The organism is Flavobacterium pallidum, assembly GCF_003097535.1.
Taxonomy (GTDB): domain Bacteria; phylum Bacteroidota; class Bacteroidia; order Flavobacteriales; family Flavobacteriaceae; genus Flavobacterium; species Flavobacterium pallidum.
In genome coordinates this window covers 2,366,956-2,383,680 of sequence record NZ_CP029187.1, presented here as the reverse complement: position 1 = coordinate 2,383,680, position 16,725 = coordinate 2,366,956, and the positions used below count along the sequence as shown (strand labels likewise).

Genomic DNA, 16,725 nt, shown 5'->3' with positions numbered 1-16,725 from the left:
TGCCTTAGCCCCGATCGTCGCGGCATCCTTTTTCCTGCGCCTTTAGCAGGAAAAAGATATAGCAGAGAGCGGGATTGGCTCCTGAAAAAAATTATCTCGAATAATTCGGTGCTTCCTTGGTAATAGTCACATTGTGCGGATGGCTTTCTGTAATTCCGCTCGATGTGATGCGGATAAAACGGCCGGTTTCCTGCAAAGTCGGAATGTCCTTGGCCCCGCAATAACCCATCCCTGCGCGGAGTCCGCCGATGAATTGCTGCATGCTTTCATTCAGCTCTCCTTTATACGGCACGCGGCCTACAATTCCTTCCGGGACGAGTTTCTTGATATCATCTTCTACATCCTGAAAATAACGGTCTTTCGAGCCTTCCTGCATGGCTTCGACGGAGCCCATACCGCGATAAGATTTGAATTTACGGCCTTCAAAAATGATGGTTTCCCCGGGAGACTCTTTTGTTCCGGCCAGCAAGGAACCCATCATTACTGAATCAGCACCCGCAGCAATGGCTTTGGGAATATCGCCTGTATAGCGGATGCCGCCATCGGCAATTACAGGAACTCCGGTGCCTTTTATTGCAGCGGCGACCTCTAGGACAGCTGAAAACTGCGGGAATCCCACTCCGGCTACAACACGTGTGGTGCAGATCGAGCCAGGTCCGATACCGACTTTTACGCCATCAGCGCCATTTTCTACCAGATATTTTGCGGCTTCGGGCGTGGCAATATTTCCGACGATGACATCGATATTCGGGAACTTTGATTTTACTTCTTTCAGTACATTGACTACACCTTCGGTATGACCGTGCGCGGTATCGATGATGATGGCGTCGACACCGGCATTCACTAAAGCTTCTGCCCTGTTGACCGCATCTGGTGTCACTCCGATTGCCGCAGCTACGCGAAGCCTACCGTATACATCCTTATTGGCGATTGGTTTTTGTGTCAGTTTTGTAATATCACGAAACGTAATCAGGCCTACCAATTGGTTTTGGTCATTGATTACAGGAAGTTTTTCGATTTTATGGCCTTGCAGAATGACTTCTGCCTCTTGCAATGAAGTGCCTTCAGCAACCGTAACAAGGTTTTCGCTGGTCATGACTTCAACGATCGGGCGCGCATTGTTTTTCTCGAAACGAAGGTCGCGGTTGGTAACGATCCCTTTCAGGATTTTATGTTCATCAACGATCGGGATACCGCCGATACCGAATTCCTTCATGACATTTTTTGCATCGGAAACTTTCGACGTAAGCGGCAATGTAACAGGATCGATAATCATTCCGGATTCGGCGCGCTTTACTTTACGCACTTTGGCAGCCTGTTGCTCGATGGTCATGTTTTTATGCAAAACACCAATACCACCTTCCTGCGCCATAGCAATCGCCATCGCACTTTCGGTAACCGTATCCATTGCTGCGGAAACGATCGGGACATTCAGTGTAATATTCCTTGAAAATTTTGACTGGATGCTGACTTCACGAGGAAGTACGTTGGAATAATTCGGGACCAGCAGGACATCATCGTAAGTGAGGCCTTCGCCGATGATCTTGGAGTTGTGTGCGATCATTGCAATTTGTTGTAGTTAAATTGCGTGCAAATATAGTGAATCATTGAATGATTAAAAAATTTAAAGATTGAAAGATTTGAGCCCATATCAGAAAGTTAAGTTAAAAAAATACAGCGGCTTCTTCTTTGCGTAATTTTGCTGAAAAAACAATTTTATGCTGGTTTCCGGTTCCCTCTTGATCATTGTAATTATCGCTGCATACCTTTTCCTGCAACATCCGAAATTCGGAAAATTACCCTCCGGCGAAAGGCTTGGGCAAATCAAAAAATCTCCGAATTATCGCGATGGGAAGTTCCAGAATTTAAGTTTTACACCGGATTTGGCTGAAGGAGAAACCTTTTTCAAGGTACTCAAAAAAGTACTTTTTGAAAAGGACAAAAGGAACAAGCCCACCACTATTTTGCCTTCCATAAAGACCGATTTACATGCGCTTGCTGCAGATGAAAACGTTTTGATCTGGTTCGGGCATTCTTCCTATTTTATGCAGCTTGAAGGCAGGAAAATCCTTGTAGACCCTGTTTTTAGTGGTGCGGCTTCCCCAATTCCGGCCACGACACGCAGTTTTAAAGGAGCCGATGTATATGATACTGAAGACATCCCTGAAATTGATTACCTTTTCATCAGCCACGACCATTGGGACCATCTTGATCATGAAACCGTGGTAAAACTGAAGCCGAAAATAAAAACAATCATTACCGGGCTTGGCACCGGCGCACATCTGGAACATTGGGGCTACAACCCGAAAATTATTATAGAAAAGGACTGGAACGAAACGATTGTGTTACCGGATGATTTTACAGTACATACCGTTCCTGGCAGGCATTTTGCAGGGAGGCTTTTTAAAAGGAACCAGGCATTGTGGACTTCCTTTGTGCTGCAAACACCGAAGCGCAAAATATTTATTGGTGGCGATAGCGGCTATGACACGCATTTTTCAAAAATCGGTGAAGATTTCGGGCCCTTTGACCTGGCTATTTTAGAATGTGGCCAATACAATAAAAGCTGGAAAAACATCCACCTGATGCCCGGTGAAATTGTTCCTGCAGCGCAATTCCTGAAGGCAAAAGCACTTCTTCCGGTACATTGGGCCAAATTTGCACTCGCATTGCACGCCTGGGATGAACCCATCACGCTTGCCGTTGCTGATGCCAAAGCCGCAAACCTTCCCTTGCTGACACCCATGATTGGTGAGAAAATGGATTTGGATGCTCCAAAAACATCCCAGGAATGGTGGAAAAAAGTGAATTAATGAAATTCCCCGAATAATTTAGTCGCTTCATTATAAGCGCTTTCAAAACTCATCGGGCTTGTGCCGGTGTTTTCCTTTTGCGTAGTGAAATAAGAAAGCAGTTTTTCTGTCGGCATGTTGCCTGTTAGGTCGTCTTTTGCCATCGGGCACCCGCCAAATCCCTGTATGGCCCCGTCAAACCTGCGGCAGCCGGCTTTGTATGCGGCATCCGTTTTTTCAAACCACTTATCAGGTGTGGTGTGTAAATGGGCACCGAATTCCACTTTCGGGTATGTCGGTATTAAATTTGAAAACAGGTAATCGATGATTTCGGGTGTCGAACTTCCGATGGTATCTGAAAGCGATAGGATCTTTACCCCCATTCCGGCAAGTTTTTCCGTCCACTCCCCAACGATTTCCACATTCCATGGATCTCCGTATGGATTCCCGAAACCCATTGACAAATATGCCACGACTTCTTTATCGGTCTTATTGGCGATATCAAGTATTTCCTGCAATGTAACCAGCGATTCGGCTATGGTTTTGTGGGTATTTCGCATCTGGAAATTTTCAGAAATCGAAAATGGGAAACCGAGGTATTGTATTTCCTTAAACCCCGAAGCGGTGATGGCACCCTGCGTATTGGCAATAATGGCCAGCAGTTTGCTTTTAGTCTGGGATAAATCCAGCCTTCCAAGCAATTCAGCGGTGTCCTGCATCTGCGGGATCGCTTTCGGGGATACGAAACTGCCAAAATCTATCGTATCGAAACCAACGCGCAATAAAGACTGTATGTAAAACGCCTTACGCTCCGTCGGGATAAACGGCTTGATTCCCTGCATGGCATCGCGTGGACATTCTATAATTTTTATTGGCTCCATTGGAAGCCAAATATAAGAAAGTATTGGATTGTACGAAATCGTTTTCCTTAAAATAAAAATACAGAATATGATTATATTCGGTAATAATAAAAATTATTACGTAATTAAGTCATATTTAAAAATATGATTAAATTCGGTTATAACTAAAAATATTACGTAATTTGGTTATAATTTATAAATCTCAAACTTTACATTTGAAATTATGACCGCAATCATCACAGGTGACATCATCAATTCCCGGAACTCCGACTCCAATTCATGGGTTGAAGGCCTTAAGGAATTGCTGCTTTCAAAAGGCAAAACGCCAACGGATTGGGAAATTTTCCGCGGCGATGAATTCCAGCTTGAGGTTCAAAATCCTGAGGAGGCGCTATTCGTTGCGTTGGAAATAAAGACCTGGCTCAAAACCATCAGGCTTGATGCACGCATCAGTATCGGAATCGGGGAAAAGACATTCAGCGGAAAAAAAATATCCGAAAGCAACGGTTCTGCTTTTATACGTTCAGGGGAACTTTTTGAAATGCTGAAAAAGCAAAAACTGACCTTGGCCATTAACACAGGCGATACCGGTTTTGATACAGAAATGAATTTAATGCTGAGGCTTGGAACCTCCTTAATGCAAAACTGGTTGCCACAATCGGCGGAGTTCGCACTTACCGCCATGAAAAATCCCGGATATTCACAAGAAGAACTGGGATTGCAATTGGGCATCAAACAGGCAGCTGTGAGCCGGAGACAAACCCGTTCGCAATTCGACCTGGTTATGGATATTGATCAGTTTTACAGGCAAAAACTCAAAAAGGCAATACTATGATTTTATTCGTAAAGCTACTATTGGCGCATTTAATCGGGGATTTTATATTGCAGCCGACTTCCTGGGTGGTCGAAAAAGAGCAGAAAAAACACAAAAGCATTTACCTGTGGATCCACATTTTATTGCACGGAATCCTGGCCTGGCTGATGATCCGCGAAATACGATTTATCTGGTTTGCACTGATGCTTGCGGCAAGCCACGGACTGATCGACGTGCTGAAGCTGCATTTCCAAAAACCGAAAACAAAGCGAAGCTGGTTCATTGCCGACCAATTGATGCATGTGGCTACATTAATGGTCATTACAATCATTTACACCGGAAATCCGATTGACCCGTCAATTTTCAATGACCGTTTCTGGATGGTTTTTACCGGAGTCATTTTACTGACGAAACCTGCATCGATCATCATCAAGAATATCATTTCAATCTGGACTCCGGAAAGCAGCAACAATACTGATTCGTTAATAAACGCCGGGAACTATATTGGGATACTGGAAAGGCTTTTCGTATTCTGTTTCATAATCACCGGGCATTTCGATGCGGTCGGGTTTTTACTCGGTGCCAAATCGATTTTCAGGTTCGGGGATTTAATGCAGGCAAAGGAACGAAAACTCACCGAATACGTCCTTATCGGTACTTTACTGAGTTTCGGGCTGGCGATGCTCACAGGATTCCTCGTCAATTACTGCCTGTTACTTATGGCGTAAAATCGCCTTATTGATGGATTTTACCAAAGCAGGGCCTTCATAGATAAATCCGGTGTAAAGCTGCACCAGGCTGGCTCCTGCCTCGATTTTTTCCAAAGCATCTTCTGCAGAATGGATACCGCCGACCCCAATAATAGGAAAGGACTTATTGCTTTTCTCAGATAGGAAACGAATGACTTCCGTCGCTCTTTTCGTCAGTGGTTTTCCCGACAATCCACCGGTTTCCGATTGATTTCCAGATTGCAGGCCTTCCCTTGAAATGGTCGTATTCGTAGCGATGACACCCGCAATTTTGGTTTCGTTTATAATATCGATAATGTCCAGAAGCTGTTCGTCCGTCAGATCCGGGGCGATTTTGAGCAGGATGGGTTTGGGTTTTGTCGTTTTTAAATTCTTTTGCTGCAGCGTATTTAAAAGTGCCGTCAAAGGTTCCTTATCCTGCAATGCGCGTAAATTCGGTGTGTTTGGCGAACTCACATTGACCACAAAATAATCGACGTGATCGTACAGCGCTTCAAAACAGGTTTCATAATCCGAAACCGCTTCATCGTTTGGCGTGTTTTTGTTTTTGCCGATGTTACCGCCGATCAATACGCCTTTGTTTTTGCATAATCTTTCCGCTGCCGCAGATACGCCTCCGTTATTGAATCCCATCCTGTTGATGATGGCCGAATCTTCGCGAAGGCGGAACAAACGCTTTTTCGGGTTGCCGTCCTGTGGTTTTGGCGTGAGCGTGCCGATTTCGATAAACCCGAAACCGAAATCTGACAATTCATTATACAATTTCGCATCCTTGTCGAAACCGGCAGCCAATCCAACGGGATTTTTGAATTTTAAACCGAAAACTTCCCGTTCAAGACGTGGATCCTTCACTTCATACATCGATTTAAAAAGCGAAGGAAATCCAGGAATCTTACACAAAAAGCGGATTAATGAAAACGTGAAATAATGCACTTTTTCTGGATCAAACCAAAAAAGTATCGGGCGGATGAGGAGTTTGTACATGGTTGTGTTGTTGTTGCCGCAAAAGTAGGGAAAAGTTGGGAAAGACAGAAAAGTCCGGAAGACCGAAAGTTTGGCCGATTGTCTTTCGGACTTACGGACATTCGGACTTTTCTGACCCTACCCCGATGGAAGCGGCATCCTTTTTCCGGCTGCTGCCAGCCGGAAAAGATAAAGCCGGAGAGCAGGATTAGCTCATCAAAAAACTTAACATTGACCAACTTCCTATATTCGTATCTTTGCACGAAATTTAACCAAATTATGCAACACCTCATTGACCGCTTTATAAGCTATGTGACCATCGACACGGAATCAGATCCGAATTCCAAAACCACGCCAAGTACCAAAAAGCAACTTGTTTTGGCCAAAATGCTGGCGAAGGAACTCAAAGACATCGGCCTGACCGAAGTGACAATCGATAAAAACGGTTATGTAATGGGTACGCTGCCGTCGAATGTGGAACATGAAGTGCCTGTGATTGGGTTTGTATCGCATTACGACACGACACCTGATTTCACTGGAGCAAACGTGAAGCCACAAATTGTGCCGAATTATGACGGAAAGGACATTGTGCTGAATGCGGAGCAGAATATCGTACTGTCGCCCAATTATTTCAAGGATCTACTGCAATATAAAGGCCAGACGCTGATCACGACTGATGGAACGACTTTGCTTGGCGCTGATGATAAGGCCGGATTGACGGAAATCGTGTCGGCGATGGAATTTTTGGTACAGAATCCGGGGATTAAGCACGGGAAAATCCGTGTGGGCTTTACGCCGGATGAGGAAATCGGGCGCGGTGCGGATTTATTTGATGTGGAGAAATTTGGCGCGCAATGGGCGTACACGATGGATGGAAGCCAGATCGGTGAATTGGAATATGAGAATTTCAATGCCGCCGGAGCGAAGATCACTTTTAAAGGCAAAAGCGTGCATCCGGGGTATGCCAAAGGGAAAATGATCAACTCGATGTTGATTGCAAATCATTTTATCAATGAATTGCCAAAAGGAGAAACACCTCAGGAAACGAAAGGTTATGAAGGTTTTTTCCATGTGCACCATTTAACGGGAAGCATTGAGGAAACTGTTTTGGAACTGATTGTCCGAGATCATGATGCCAAGAAATTCAAGAAAAGGAAAGAACTCATTCATGAGATTACGAAGAAATTCAATAAGAAATTCGCGAAGCAATTTGGCGAAGATATTGTAGTTACTGAAATCAGGGATCAGTATTACAATATGAAGGAGAAAGTAAAACCGGTGATGTTTATTGTTGATTTGGCTGAAAAAGCGATGAAAGACCTCAACATCAAACCGATTATCAAACCGATTCGCGGCGGAACCGATGGCTGCAGGCTGTCGTATATGGGGCTGCCTTGCCCGAATATTTTTGCGGGTGGTCATAATTTCCACGGGAAATATGAATATGTCCCGGTAGAAAGCATGCAAAAAGCGGTGGATGTGATTGTACGCATTGCTGAATTGACGGCAACAACGGATTTTTCAGTCAAGGAAAAAACACATTCCAAAAAGAAGAAAAAATAAATGATTTGCATAAAAAAACGCCGGTGATGAGCCGGCGTTTTTATTTTAATTCCTTATGCTTATTTGGCAGCTGCGTTCAGCTTTGCGGTCATTTCAATAGAAATTGCGGAGCGCTCCATTTTCAGTTTTCCGGACATGGTTTCCATCACCATCGTTGTATCAGACAATTCAGAAACCTTGCCGTGGATACCGCTTTTAGTGACAATCCTGTCGCCCACTTTTAAGCCGCTTTCAAATTCACGTTCAGATTTTGCTCTTTTCTGCGATGGGCGGATCATAAAGAAATAAATGATTACTCCCATTAAGACCAGCTGTATTACAAACATATTATCCATATCCTAGTTCGTTTTTAAAGTTTCATGTTTATTGTTTCCGGCACTGATTCCTGAGGTATCTTTAGCAATGACGTTGCCTTTGATTTTAAGGACTTCAGTTCCAGTAGCCGTGTTTGCGTTGATTGTTACCGTTTTATGTTGCTCACCGTGTTTTCTCGCAGAATTGAAAGACACCTTAATCTGACTTTCCTCACCTGGTTTTACAGGCTCTTTAGGATAATCCGGGACCGTACAACCACACGATCCGCGTGCACTTACAATCTTTAAATCAACTTCACCCGTGTTCTTGAAAGAAAAGACATGCTCCACCTTATCACCTTCATTGATGTCGCCAAAATCGAACTCCTTTTCCTTGAATTCCATAATTGCCTTTCCTTCGGAATTTGGGTCTTTATTTTCCTTTTTACAGGAAGTCGTCAGTATAAAAGCTGCCATCGCAGCCAGGCATAACACTTTTTTCATAATAATTATTGGTTTTGATTTTACATTAAACCTCTGCCGGTTTTTTTAAGTTTATTGTTTGACTGGAATTCCTTTACAAGGTTGTCAAGAATTCCATTGATGAAAATACTGCTTTTCGGGGTGGAATATTCCTTGGCTATTTCCAGGTACTCGTTAATGGTCACTTTTACAGGAATCGATGGGAATTTCAGGAATTCACAAATGGCCATTTTAAGGATGATGGTATCGACTTCTGCAATCCTTTCGGTATCCCAATTTGGAGTCTTATCGATGTATTCCTTCGCCAGCTCCGTTTCATTTAAAAGTGTCTTGCGGAACAACAGGCTTACGAATTCCTTGTCTTCAGTGTCCTTATACAGTTTTGAAATCCTGAAAACTTCCTTGTCTTCGGGCTTCATTCCTTTTAACTCCTTGATAATTTGCGTATTGACAACCGGAATATCATCAACCCACGTGAGTTTGTTGTCTTCGAGGTATTCATACAATTTTTCATTCGGAACGATAATGTCCATGAAAATATTCAGGATAAAATCCCTGTCCTCTTCAAACGAATCCTTACCACTACCCATATATTGTTCGTATTGGGTGCTGTCCTTTATGGCTGATAAAAGGATGCGGATATAATCTTCGTTCAGGTACCAATTGTTGATTTTGCGGTCTTCCAATGCGGTGTTTAACGAATGATTTTCAGAAAGGAGCTGCAATACACGATTGTTGACGAACTTTTTGTCAGGGTTTCTTTCAATGGCAGTAGCCAAATGCTTTTTGCTTGAAATGTCAAGGAAAAGCTGTTCTGCCTTTTGGATTTCCACCAGTGACGAAAGCATGATCAGGTAAAGTTCCTGAATGTTGTCGATGCTGTGTAGCAGGAATCTTTCCTGGCCTTCTAGGTTATCTGATCCGTTTTGATGCATCGCATAAATGGATTGCATCACCTTAACACGTATATGTCTTCTGTTTAGCACCTGTAAGAACTTTTATAAAAAATTAGCGGAGCGAAAAATTTGACTTTTTCGCTCCGCAAAAATAATAATAATATTGTAAGCCGCCTTATTTGGCTGCGTTTTCTTTTTTCCTGTCGTCGATTCTTTTTTGAGCAATCGACATGGCCGCAGCCTGTGTTGTAATACCGTTTTGCTCTGAAAAACTAAGGATTTCCAACGTGGTGTTGTAAATATTTTCAGTCCTTCTCATGGCTTCAGCGCTGTCATAACCCACAATTTCAGCATATACGTTGATGATTCCACCAGCATTGATAAGGAAATCCGGTGCGTAAAGAATGCCACGGTCTTTCAAAATCTGCCCGTGTACGGTTTCGTTTGCCAACTGGTTGTTCGCTGCTCCGGCAATCACTTTTGCTTTAATCTTATTGATGGTGTCATCATTGATTGTAGCGCCAAGTGCACAAGGTGAATAAATATCCACATCAGCAGCGTACAGATCGGCACCGGTGAAAATCTTCACGCCATATTTAGATGACACTTCCTCCAACCTGCCTTGGTTGATGTCTATAATCTGCACATCAGCACCTTCTTTGGCAAGGTATTCGACCAAAGTCTCGCCAACGTGCCCGATGCCCTGTACCAAAACTCTCTTGCCGTTAAGGTCATCACTTCCGAACTGGTATTTCGCAGCGGCTTTCATTCCCATATAAACACCGTAAGCAGTAACAGGAGAAGGATTTCCGGAACCGCCTTTTTCAACAGAAACACCGGTAACGAAAGGCGTTACGTCGCGGATCATATCCATATCCTGGGTCGTTGTTCCTACATCTTCGGCAGTGATGTATTTTCCGCTCAGGGAATTTACATATTCACCGAATTTAAGGATCATCTCAGGAGTTTTCTCGGTTTTGGCATCGCCGATAATAACGGCCTTTCCACCGCCAAGGTTCAAACCTGTGATGGCAGATTTGTATGACATTCCTCGTGAAAGCCTTAAAACGTCATTGAGCGCTTCCCATTCATTGGCATATTTCCACATTCTTGTCCCGCCCAAAGCCGGTCCTAAAACGGTATTATGTATACCGATTATTGCTTTTAAACCAGTATCTTTGTCATTGCAAAAAACGATTTGTTCGTGATTGTCAAACGATACCTGACCAAAAACCGGGTCGATTTTCTGAAGCTCATTTCCGTTTACAACTTCTGTTACCATGGTAAATAATTTTTAAATTGAATTACGACTTTGTCAATAAGACGCCGCAAAATTACGTTTTAAATCAAAACATAACAATGAATTTAATTTTTTTTAAGGATATTTCAACAATCAGGCTTTCATTTTTATAAATTCAAAAAAATACATTTTCATACGCTTTTAACGAAAACATCTTTTTTAAAATACCATTTTTAAGAATTATATGAAGGAATTACAATATTTGAATAAATATTTCATCAAATACAAATACTTGTTTTGTTTCGGAATACTGACAACGATCGCTGCCCAAATCTTCGCATCTTTCCTTCCCAATCTTATCAGCAGCACGATAAATACTATTGTCAGTAATTTTTCTCCGGATGCCGATAAGCACCTGATAAAAGAAAAATTATTCCATTTCATCCTGCTGATCATCGGAACCACTTTGCTGAATGCCTTCCTGACTTTCTGGACCAGGCAATGGCTCATTGTAATGTCGCGCCATATTGAATTTGACCTTAAAAACGAGGTGTTCCGACAATATGAAAACCTGACGCAGCACTTTTACAAGCAAAACCGCACCGGCGATCTGATGAACCGCATCAGCGAGGATGTGAGTAAGGTAAGGATGTATGTCGGGCCTGCGGTGATGTACACGATCATGACCCTGATCCGCTTTATCGTCGTAGTCATTTTTATGTACCATGCTTCGCCAAAGCTGACATTATACACTATCCTTCCGCTGCCGGTGTTGTCTTATGCCATTTTTAAATTAAGCACGCAAATCAATAAAAAGAGCACCTTATTCCAGCAAAACCTATCTACGATTTCCAGTTTTTCACAGGAAATATTTTCGGGGATTCGCGTCATCAAAGCGTATTCACTCGAAAAACAATACAATGAAAAAGTGGAAGCGCTATCCGAAGAAAGCAAAAAAAAGGCAATGGACCTCGCCTGGCTCAACTCGCTTTTCGGGCCGTTTATGCTCGCATTGATTGGCGTGAGCAACCTGGTCGTGATTTATTTCGGCGGAATGATGTACATCGAGGGAACCGATGGTGTAACAGATATCGGGACCATTGCGGCGTTTATTTTGTTCCTGAATATGCTTACTTTTCCTGTGGCATCACTCGGCTGGGTTTCGTCGATGGTGCAGGAAGCGGCAGCATCTCAGAAGCGCATCAACGAGTTCCTGAAAATCAGGCCTGAAATTAAGAACAACACCGAAGAGCATTCGGAAATCAAAGGCGATATAGTTTTTGAGAATGTATCATTTGTATACGGAGACACAAACATCAAAGCCCTGGAAAATGTCAGTTTCACTATAAAAAAAGGAGAAACGCTGGCCATTTTAGGCAAGACCGGTTCAGGAAAATCAACCGTTTTACAATTGATCGGGCGATTGTATGACACGACTTCCGGCAATGTAAAAATCGACGGAAAGGAAATCAGCTCGCTTAATTTGTACGATTTGAGGAACAGCATCGGGACGGTACCGCAGGATGCGTTTTTGTTTTCGGATACGATTAAGAACAACATCCGTTTCGGGAAGGAAAATGCTACTGAAGAAGAAGTAATCGATGCTGCCAGGAAAGCCGCTGTGCATGACAATATCATCAACTTCAAGCTGCAATATGAAACCATGCTCGGCGAGCGCGGCATTACGCTTTCCGGCGGACAAAAGCAGCGCGTTTCCATTGCGCGCGCTATTATCAAAGACCCGGAAATCCTGCTGCTCGATGACTGTCTTTCGGCGGTGGATACCGAGACCGAAGAAACGATCCTGAACAACCTGCTGGATTTCAGCAAAGACAAAACCACGATCATCGTAAGCCATCGTGTTTCGTCGGCAAAAAATGCCGATAAGATCATTATCCTAGAAGATGGAAAAATCATACAGCAAGGATCTCATAATCAACTCATAAATCAGGAAGGCTATTATAAGGAGCTTCATTTCAAACAGCTTTCGGAAAAAGAAATGACATAAAATGTTTGGCGTTTAAGTTTTTTTTCTCACATTTGGATACTACTTAACACCAAACTAAAAACTGCAAGAAGGATTATGAGAGACAATGACATGTTAGAAAAAGAAGAGATTTTTTCTAAAGTTTTGAGGGCCGGAAGAAGGACTTACTTTTTCGATGTGAGGGCAACCAAAGCCGACGATTACTACATTACCATTACTGAAAGCAAAAAATTTACCGAGGAAGACGGGTCTTTCCATTTCAAGAAACACAAAATTTACCTTTATAAGGAAGATTTTGCCGCTTTCGCAGAAATCCTTGAAGACATGACTTCATATGTTTTGAACCACAAGGGCGAGGAAGTGATTTCAGAAAGGCACCAGAAAGATTACAAACGCGAATATGTAAATGAAGGCGTGGAGGAATCTGCAGAAAAAAACTATACTGATGTAGATTTTGATGATATTTAATCGGGCAAAAAGGCGAAAGTCAAAAGTTAGAAAGTCCGGAAGTTTCCGGGCTTTTTTTTATGCTATACGAAGTCCGTTTTCAATCTTAAAATCCGGCGAGAGCAAAATCACATCACCTTCCGCTCCAACCGCACCAAGCACGAGGCATTCGCTCATGAATTTCCCGATTTGCTTTTTAGGAAAATTGACGACCGCAACAATCTGCCGGTTTATTAAATCTTCTTTACGATATCGTTTGGTAATCTGTGCTGATGACTTCCTGATTCCGATTTCCGGACCGAAATCAATCGTCAGCTGATACGCGGGTTTCCGCGCTTCGGGAAAATCTTCCGCCTGAATAATAGTCCCTACGCGCATTTCGGTTTTCTCAAAATCTTCCCAGCTTAATTCCATCTTATTATTTTCAGCCAAAGATAAAATTTACAGCCAATAAACAGGGGCAGTCCCAAATCGGAAAAGGCATTTTTTTTACAAATTTTTTGTTGTACATTGGGAAAGAAATCAATGAGCCAATAAACAACAATATGGAAATATTTCACATCAGCGCCGAATGCTATCCTGTAGCAAAAGTGGGCGGCCTTGCCGATGTAGTGGGTGCTTTGCCAAAATACCTGAATAAAGCCGGGCACCATGCCAAAGTGGTCGTTCCGGGTTATGATAATAAATGGACGAATGAAAATGAATTTGATATCGTTCACAACGGCAAGCTTAAACTTGGCTGGTTTTATTTTAACTATACCGTATTGCAGGAACGCACCGGGAAACTGGGTTTTCCGTTATACCTGATTGCGATTCCGGAATTGTTTGACCGCCCGAATGTTTATTCCTATGAAGACGATACCGAGCGTTTTACCGCATTCCAGATTGCTTTTTTGAACTGGCTTGTGGAATCCGATCAATATCCTGACATCATTCATTGCCATGACCATCACACCGGGCTTATTCCTTTTATGGTACAGCAATGCTATAATTACAAGCGATTGGCGCATACGCCTACCATTATAACAATCCATAACGGGCAATACCAGGGCTGGTTTGGGTTTGATAAGATGCATTATATCCCGAATTTTGATTTATCAAGAACTGGCTTCATTGAATGGGGCGGACTGATCAATCCATTGGCGGCCGGCATTAAATCGGCGTGGAAGGTGACGACGGTTTCGCCAAGCTATCTTGAGGAGATTTCACATTCAGCCAATGGCCTGGAAAACCTGCTGCGTTTTGAAAGGCATAAAAGCGTCGGCATCCTCAACGGCATCGACAATGAAGTCTGGAATCCGAAAACAGACCCGATGATTATCGGCAACTATACCCTGAAAACTGCCAAAAAAGGAAAAGAAAAAAACAAGGCATTTTTATGCGAGCAATTCGGCCTCGATCCGTCAAAACCACTGTTCGCATTTATCGGCAGGCTGGTGGGTGAAAAAGGTGCCGATTTGCTTCCGGAGATTTTCCACAATTCGCTACGGGAACATTATGAGGAAATCAATATTCTGGTGCTGGGCTCTGGAGATACATTCGTTGAAAACCAACTGAACAGCCTCAAACCCTATTTTGAAGGCAATTACAATGCCTATATCGGTTACAACGAAAAGCTGTCACACATCATTTATGCCGGCGCCGATTTCCTGCTGATGCCGTCGCGTGTCGAGCCTTGCGGGCTGAACCAGATGTATGCCTTACGGTATGGCACCATTCCTATCGTAAGGAGAACAGGCGGATTGAAAGACACTGTACATGATTTCGGGGATAATGGTTTCGGGATTTGCCACGACCAGGCCAGTGTTTTCGATGTGAATTATTCCATTTCAAGGGCCGTCGGTTTGTATCATGATGAAAAGAAAATGAAACAGATTTTAAATTACATCCTGCAAATTGACCATTCCTGGGAAAAAGCAGCCGGACAATACATTGACATTTACAACTCTTTAAAACCATTATAGATGAACAACAATACTTTAGCCATTATTCTGGGTGGCGGACAAGGTTCAAGGTTGGCACCACTAACAGAAAGCCGTTCAAAGCCAGCGGTACCGATTGCGGGGAAATACCGTTTGGTGGACATCCCGATCTCGAATTGCATCAACTCGGGCATACAGCGGATGTTCGTACTGACGCAGTTTAACTCGGCGTCATTAAACCAGCACATCAAGAATACGTATCATTTCAGTACCTTCAGTACGGCTTTTGTAGACATCCTGGCAGCGGAGCAAACCCCTGAAAATCCGACCTGGTTCCAGGGAACAGCCGATGCCGTACGCCAGTGCATGCAGCATTTTATGAACCACGATTTCGAGTATGCGCTGATCCTTTCAGGTGATCAATTGTACCAGATGGATTTCAACCATATGATTCAGGAGCACATGAAAAGCGGTGCGACGATTTCGATAGCGACATTGCCGGTGACTGCAAAAGAAGCGCCTGAATTCGGGATTTTAAAAACGAATGACGAGAATTTCATTACCTCTTTTATCGAAAAACCGGCTAAGGACCTGTTGCCGCAATGGACCTCTGAAGTCAGTGACGAAATGAATTCCGAAGGCAGGCACTACCTGGCCTCGATGGGTATATATATTTTCAACCGCGATTTGCTGGTTGAGCTGATGTCGAATAAGGAAACCAAGGATTTCGGAAAAGAAATCATTCCGCAATCGATCGGAAAGCAAAAGATCTTAAGTTATCAATATGAAGGCTACTGGACAGATATCGGGAATATTGATTCTTTTTTTGAGGCCAATTTAGGCCTTACGGATGACATCCCGAAATTCAACCTGTTCGATAATTCGAGTAAGATTTACACGCGTGCGAGGGTTTTGCCGCCCTCTAAAATCACCGGCGCTTCCTCTTTTGACAAATCTGTGGTCGCCGAAGGCTGTATCATCAATTCCTCAAAAGTGGAACATTCCGTAATCGGGATCAGGAGCCGTATCGGGAAGGATTGCGTGATTTCTAATTCGTATCTGATGGGTAATGATTTCTATCAAAACCTTGACGAAATCAGTAATAATATTGGTAACGACATCATAAACATCGGTATTGGAGAACGGTGCCACATCAATAACACGATCGTGGATAAAAACTGCCGCATCGGAAATGATGTGCATTTGATTGGCGGAACACATTTACAAGACACGAACACGCCACTTTATACAGTTAAGGATGGTATCATTGTCGTAAAGAAAGGCGCGACGCTCCCAGACGGTTTTGCCGTGTAAGCATAAAAAAAGCATCCTTTCACGGATGCTTTTTTTATTAATTCTTTTGAAGGTCGAAAAGATAATTGGTAATCAGGCCCATATCTGCATCATCGAGCCTTGCTTTCTTTTGCATCCTTGCCAGGATTGGTTTCCAGTCAGCCTGTGAAAAATCGGTGGCTGCGAAAAGCTTGTGGCATTTGGCACAATTATTTTCATATAAGGACTGTCCTTTCGCATGGGCTTCCGTTGCCGGTACACCAGCCACTTCAACCGTTGGCGGTGATGGCGGAGTAGGTTTTTCGGCAACAGCCGGTTTTGTGGCATTACAGGCTAATATCAGTGTGGCCGCGAATGACAATAAGATCACTTTTGTTTTCATAGTCTTGGTTTAAATTGTAAATATAAAAAAAGCACCCATAA

The 16,725-nt window shown here is 43.2% G+C and carries 17 protein-coding genes; 8 read left to right on the top strand and 9 right to left on the bottom strand.

Annotated elements, in window-relative coordinates; genetic code table 11:
- Window positions 1-91: 91 nt before the first annotated feature.
- Window positions 92-1,564, bottom strand: a complete 1,473-nt coding sequence (guaB, locus tag HYN49_RS09780; protein ID WP_108903942.1) for an IMP dehydrogenase — start codon at window positions 1,562-1,564, stop codon at window positions 92-94.
- A 154-nt stretch (window positions 1,565-1,718) separates the two neighbouring features.
- Between guaB and HYN49_RS09775 the strand changes: the two genes are divergently transcribed.
- Window positions 1,719-2,813, top strand: coding sequence for an MBL fold metallo-hydrolase (locus tag HYN49_RS09775; RefSeq protein WP_108903941.1), 1,095 nt, complete (start codon window positions 1,719-1,721; stop codon window positions 2,811-2,813).
- Here the strand turns inward: HYN49_RS09775 and HYN49_RS09770 are convergent.
- Window positions 2,810-3,673, bottom strand: coding sequence for a hydroxymethylglutaryl-CoA lyase (locus HYN49_RS09770; RefSeq protein WP_108903940.1), 864 nt, complete (start codon window positions 3,671-3,673; stop codon window positions 2,810-2,812). The genes HYN49_RS09775 and HYN49_RS09770 overlap by 4 nt on opposite strands.
- Before the next feature lie 202 nt (window positions 3,674-3,875).
- On the opposite strand from HYN49_RS09770, the gene HYN49_RS09765 reads away from it, so the two are divergent.
- Entirely contained in the window at window positions 3,876-4,487 is a 612-nt protein-coding gene (locus tag HYN49_RS09765; protein ID WP_108903939.1) for a hypothetical protein, read from the top strand.
- Entirely contained in the window at window positions 4,484-5,194 is a 711-nt protein-coding gene (locus HYN49_RS09760) for a DUF3307 domain-containing protein (RefSeq protein WP_108903938.1), read from the top strand. The genes HYN49_RS09765 and HYN49_RS09760 overlap by 4 nt, the downstream gene beginning before the upstream one ends.
- Here the strand turns inward: HYN49_RS09760 and HYN49_RS09755 are convergent.
- Window positions 5,180-6,199, bottom strand: coding sequence for a quinone-dependent dihydroorotate dehydrogenase (locus HYN49_RS09755; RefSeq protein ID WP_108903937.1), 1,020 nt, complete (start codon window positions 6,197-6,199; stop codon window positions 5,180-5,182). The two genes, HYN49_RS09760 and HYN49_RS09755, sit on opposite strands and share 15 nt — an antisense overlap.
- A gap of 258 nt (window positions 6,200-6,457) precedes the next feature.
- On the opposite strand from HYN49_RS09755, the gene pepT reads away from it, so the two are divergent.
- Complete coding sequence (gene pepT / locus HYN49_RS09750) at window positions 6,458-7,741, top strand: peptidase T (RefSeq protein ID WP_108903936.1); 1,284 nt, start codon at window positions 6,458-6,460, stop codon at window positions 7,739-7,741.
- Between the two features lie 59 nt (window positions 7,742-7,800).
- Here pepT and yajC read toward each other — a convergent pair whose 3' ends face one another.
- The 4 genes from yajC to HYN49_RS09730 all read right to left on the bottom strand — a co-directional run bounded on the left by yajC (window position 7,801) and on the right by HYN49_RS09730 (window position 10,695).
- Window positions 7,801-8,076, bottom strand: a complete 276-nt coding sequence (gene yajC / locus HYN49_RS09745) for a preprotein translocase subunit YajC (RefSeq protein WP_108903935.1) — start codon at window positions 8,074-8,076, stop codon at window positions 7,801-7,803.
- A 3-nt stretch (window positions 8,077-8,079) separates the two neighbouring features.
- Window positions 8,080-8,538, bottom strand: a complete 459-nt coding sequence (locus tag HYN49_RS09740) for a DUF1573 domain-containing protein (protein WP_108903934.1) — start codon at window positions 8,536-8,538, stop codon at window positions 8,080-8,082.
- A 20-nt stretch (window positions 8,539-8,558) separates the two neighbouring features.
- Window positions 8,559-9,470 carry a transcription antitermination factor NusB gene (nusB, locus tag HYN49_RS09735; protein WP_108903933.1) on the bottom strand — a complete coding sequence of 304 codons (912 nt, stop codon included), beginning with the start codon at window positions 9,468-9,470 and terminating at the stop codon, window positions 8,559-8,561.
- Between the two features lie 118 nt (window positions 9,471-9,588).
- Window positions 9,589-10,695 (bottom strand): Glu/Leu/Phe/Val family dehydrogenase, encoded by a 1,107-nt coding sequence (locus tag HYN49_RS09730; RefSeq protein ID WP_108903932.1) that lies wholly within the window; start codon window positions 10,693-10,695, stop codon window positions 9,589-9,591.
- A gap of 202 nt (window positions 10,696-10,897) precedes the next feature.
- Between HYN49_RS09730 and HYN49_RS09725 the strand changes: the two genes are divergently transcribed.
- Window positions 10,898-12,661 carry an ABC transporter ATP-binding protein gene (locus HYN49_RS09725; protein WP_108903931.1) on the top strand — a complete coding sequence of 588 codons (1,764 nt, stop codon included), beginning with the start codon at window positions 10,898-10,900 and terminating at the stop codon, window positions 12,659-12,661.
- A 75-nt stretch (window positions 12,662-12,736) separates the two neighbouring features.
- Window positions 12,737-13,108, top strand: coding sequence for a PUR family DNA/RNA-binding protein (locus HYN49_RS09720; protein WP_108903930.1), 372 nt, complete (start codon window positions 12,737-12,739; stop codon window positions 13,106-13,108).
- Window positions 13,109-13,165: 57 nt separating this feature from the next.
- Here the strand turns inward: HYN49_RS09720 and HYN49_RS09715 are convergent, their stop codons facing one another.
- On the bottom strand, window positions 13,166-13,501 hold the full coding sequence (locus HYN49_RS09715; RefSeq protein ID WP_108905024.1) for a tRNA-binding protein: 336 nt from the start codon (window positions 13,499-13,501) through the stop codon (window positions 13,166-13,168).
- 131 nt (window positions 13,502-13,632) lie between these two features.
- Here HYN49_RS09715 and HYN49_RS09710 point away from each other — a divergent pair, with 131 nt between their 5' ends.
- A complete protein-coding gene (locus HYN49_RS09710) occupies window positions 13,633-15,051 on the top strand; it encodes a glycogen synthase (protein WP_108905023.1) in 1,419 nt (472 codons plus the stop codon).
- Window positions 15,052-16,323, top strand: coding sequence for a glucose-1-phosphate adenylyltransferase (locus HYN49_RS09705; protein ID WP_108903929.1), 1,272 nt, complete (start codon window positions 15,052-15,054; stop codon window positions 16,321-16,323).
- A gap of 37 nt (window positions 16,324-16,360) precedes the next feature.
- Here HYN49_RS09705 and HYN49_RS09700 read toward each other — a convergent pair whose 3' ends face one another.
- Complete coding sequence (locus HYN49_RS09700) at window positions 16,361-16,684, bottom strand: c-type cytochrome (protein WP_108903928.1); 324 nt, start codon at window positions 16,682-16,684, stop codon at window positions 16,361-16,363.
- Window positions 16,685-16,725 lie beyond the last annotated feature (41 nt).

Coding starts and splice junctions, on each gene's coding strand:
- guaB (WP_108903942.1), bottom strand. CDS start 1,564: ATGATCGCACACAACTCCAAGATCATCGGCGAAGGCCTCACTTACGAT.
- HYN49_RS09775 (WP_108903941.1), top strand. CDS start 1,719: ATGCTGGTTTCCGGTTCCCTCTTGATCATTGTAATTATCGCTGCATAC.
- HYN49_RS09770 (WP_108903940.1), bottom strand. CDS start 3,673: ATGGAGCCAATAAAAATTATAGAATGTCCACGCGATGCCATGCAGGGA.
- HYN49_RS09765 (WP_108903939.1), top strand. CDS start 3,876: ATGACCGCAATCATCACAGGTGACATCATCAATTCCCGGAACTCCGAC.
- HYN49_RS09760 (WP_108903938.1), top strand. CDS start 4,484: ATGATTTTATTCGTAAAGCTACTATTGGCGCATTTAATCGGGGATTTT.
- HYN49_RS09755 (WP_108903937.1), bottom strand. CDS start 6,199: ATGTACAAACTCCTCATCCGCCCGATACTTTTTTGGTTTGATCCAGAA.
- pepT (WP_108903936.1), top strand. CDS start 6,458: ATGCAACACCTCATTGACCGCTTTATAAGCTATGTGACCATCGACACG.
- yajC (WP_108903935.1), bottom strand. CDS start 8,076: ATGGATAATATGTTTGTAATACAGCTGGTCTTAATGGGAGTAATCATT.
- HYN49_RS09740 (WP_108903934.1), bottom strand. CDS start 8,538: ATGAAAAAAGTGTTATGCCTGGCTGCGATGGCAGCTTTTATACTGACG.
- nusB (WP_108903933.1), bottom strand. CDS start 9,470: ATGCAATCCATTTATGCGATGCATCAAAACGGATCAGATAACCTAGAA.
- HYN49_RS09730 (WP_108903932.1), bottom strand. CDS start 10,695: ATGGTAACAGAAGTTGTAAACGGAAATGAGCTTCAGAAAATCGACCCG.
- HYN49_RS09725 (WP_108903931.1), top strand. CDS start 10,898: ATGAAGGAATTACAATATTTGAATAAATATTTCATCAAATACAAATAC.
- HYN49_RS09720 (WP_108903930.1), top strand. CDS start 12,737: ATGAGAGACAATGACATGTTAGAAAAAGAAGAGATTTTTTCTAAAGTT.
- HYN49_RS09715 (WP_108905024.1), bottom strand. CDS start 13,501: ATGGAATTAAGCTGGGAAGATTTTGAGAAAACCGAAATGCGCGTAGGG.
- HYN49_RS09710 (WP_108905023.1), top strand. CDS start 13,633: ATGGAAATATTTCACATCAGCGCCGAATGCTATCCTGTAGCAAAAGTG.
- HYN49_RS09705 (WP_108903929.1), top strand. CDS start 15,052: ATGAACAACAATACTTTAGCCATTATTCTGGGTGGCGGACAAGGTTCA.
- HYN49_RS09700 (WP_108903928.1), bottom strand. CDS start 16,684: ATGAAAACAAAAGTGATCTTATTGTCATTCGCGGCCACACTGATATTA.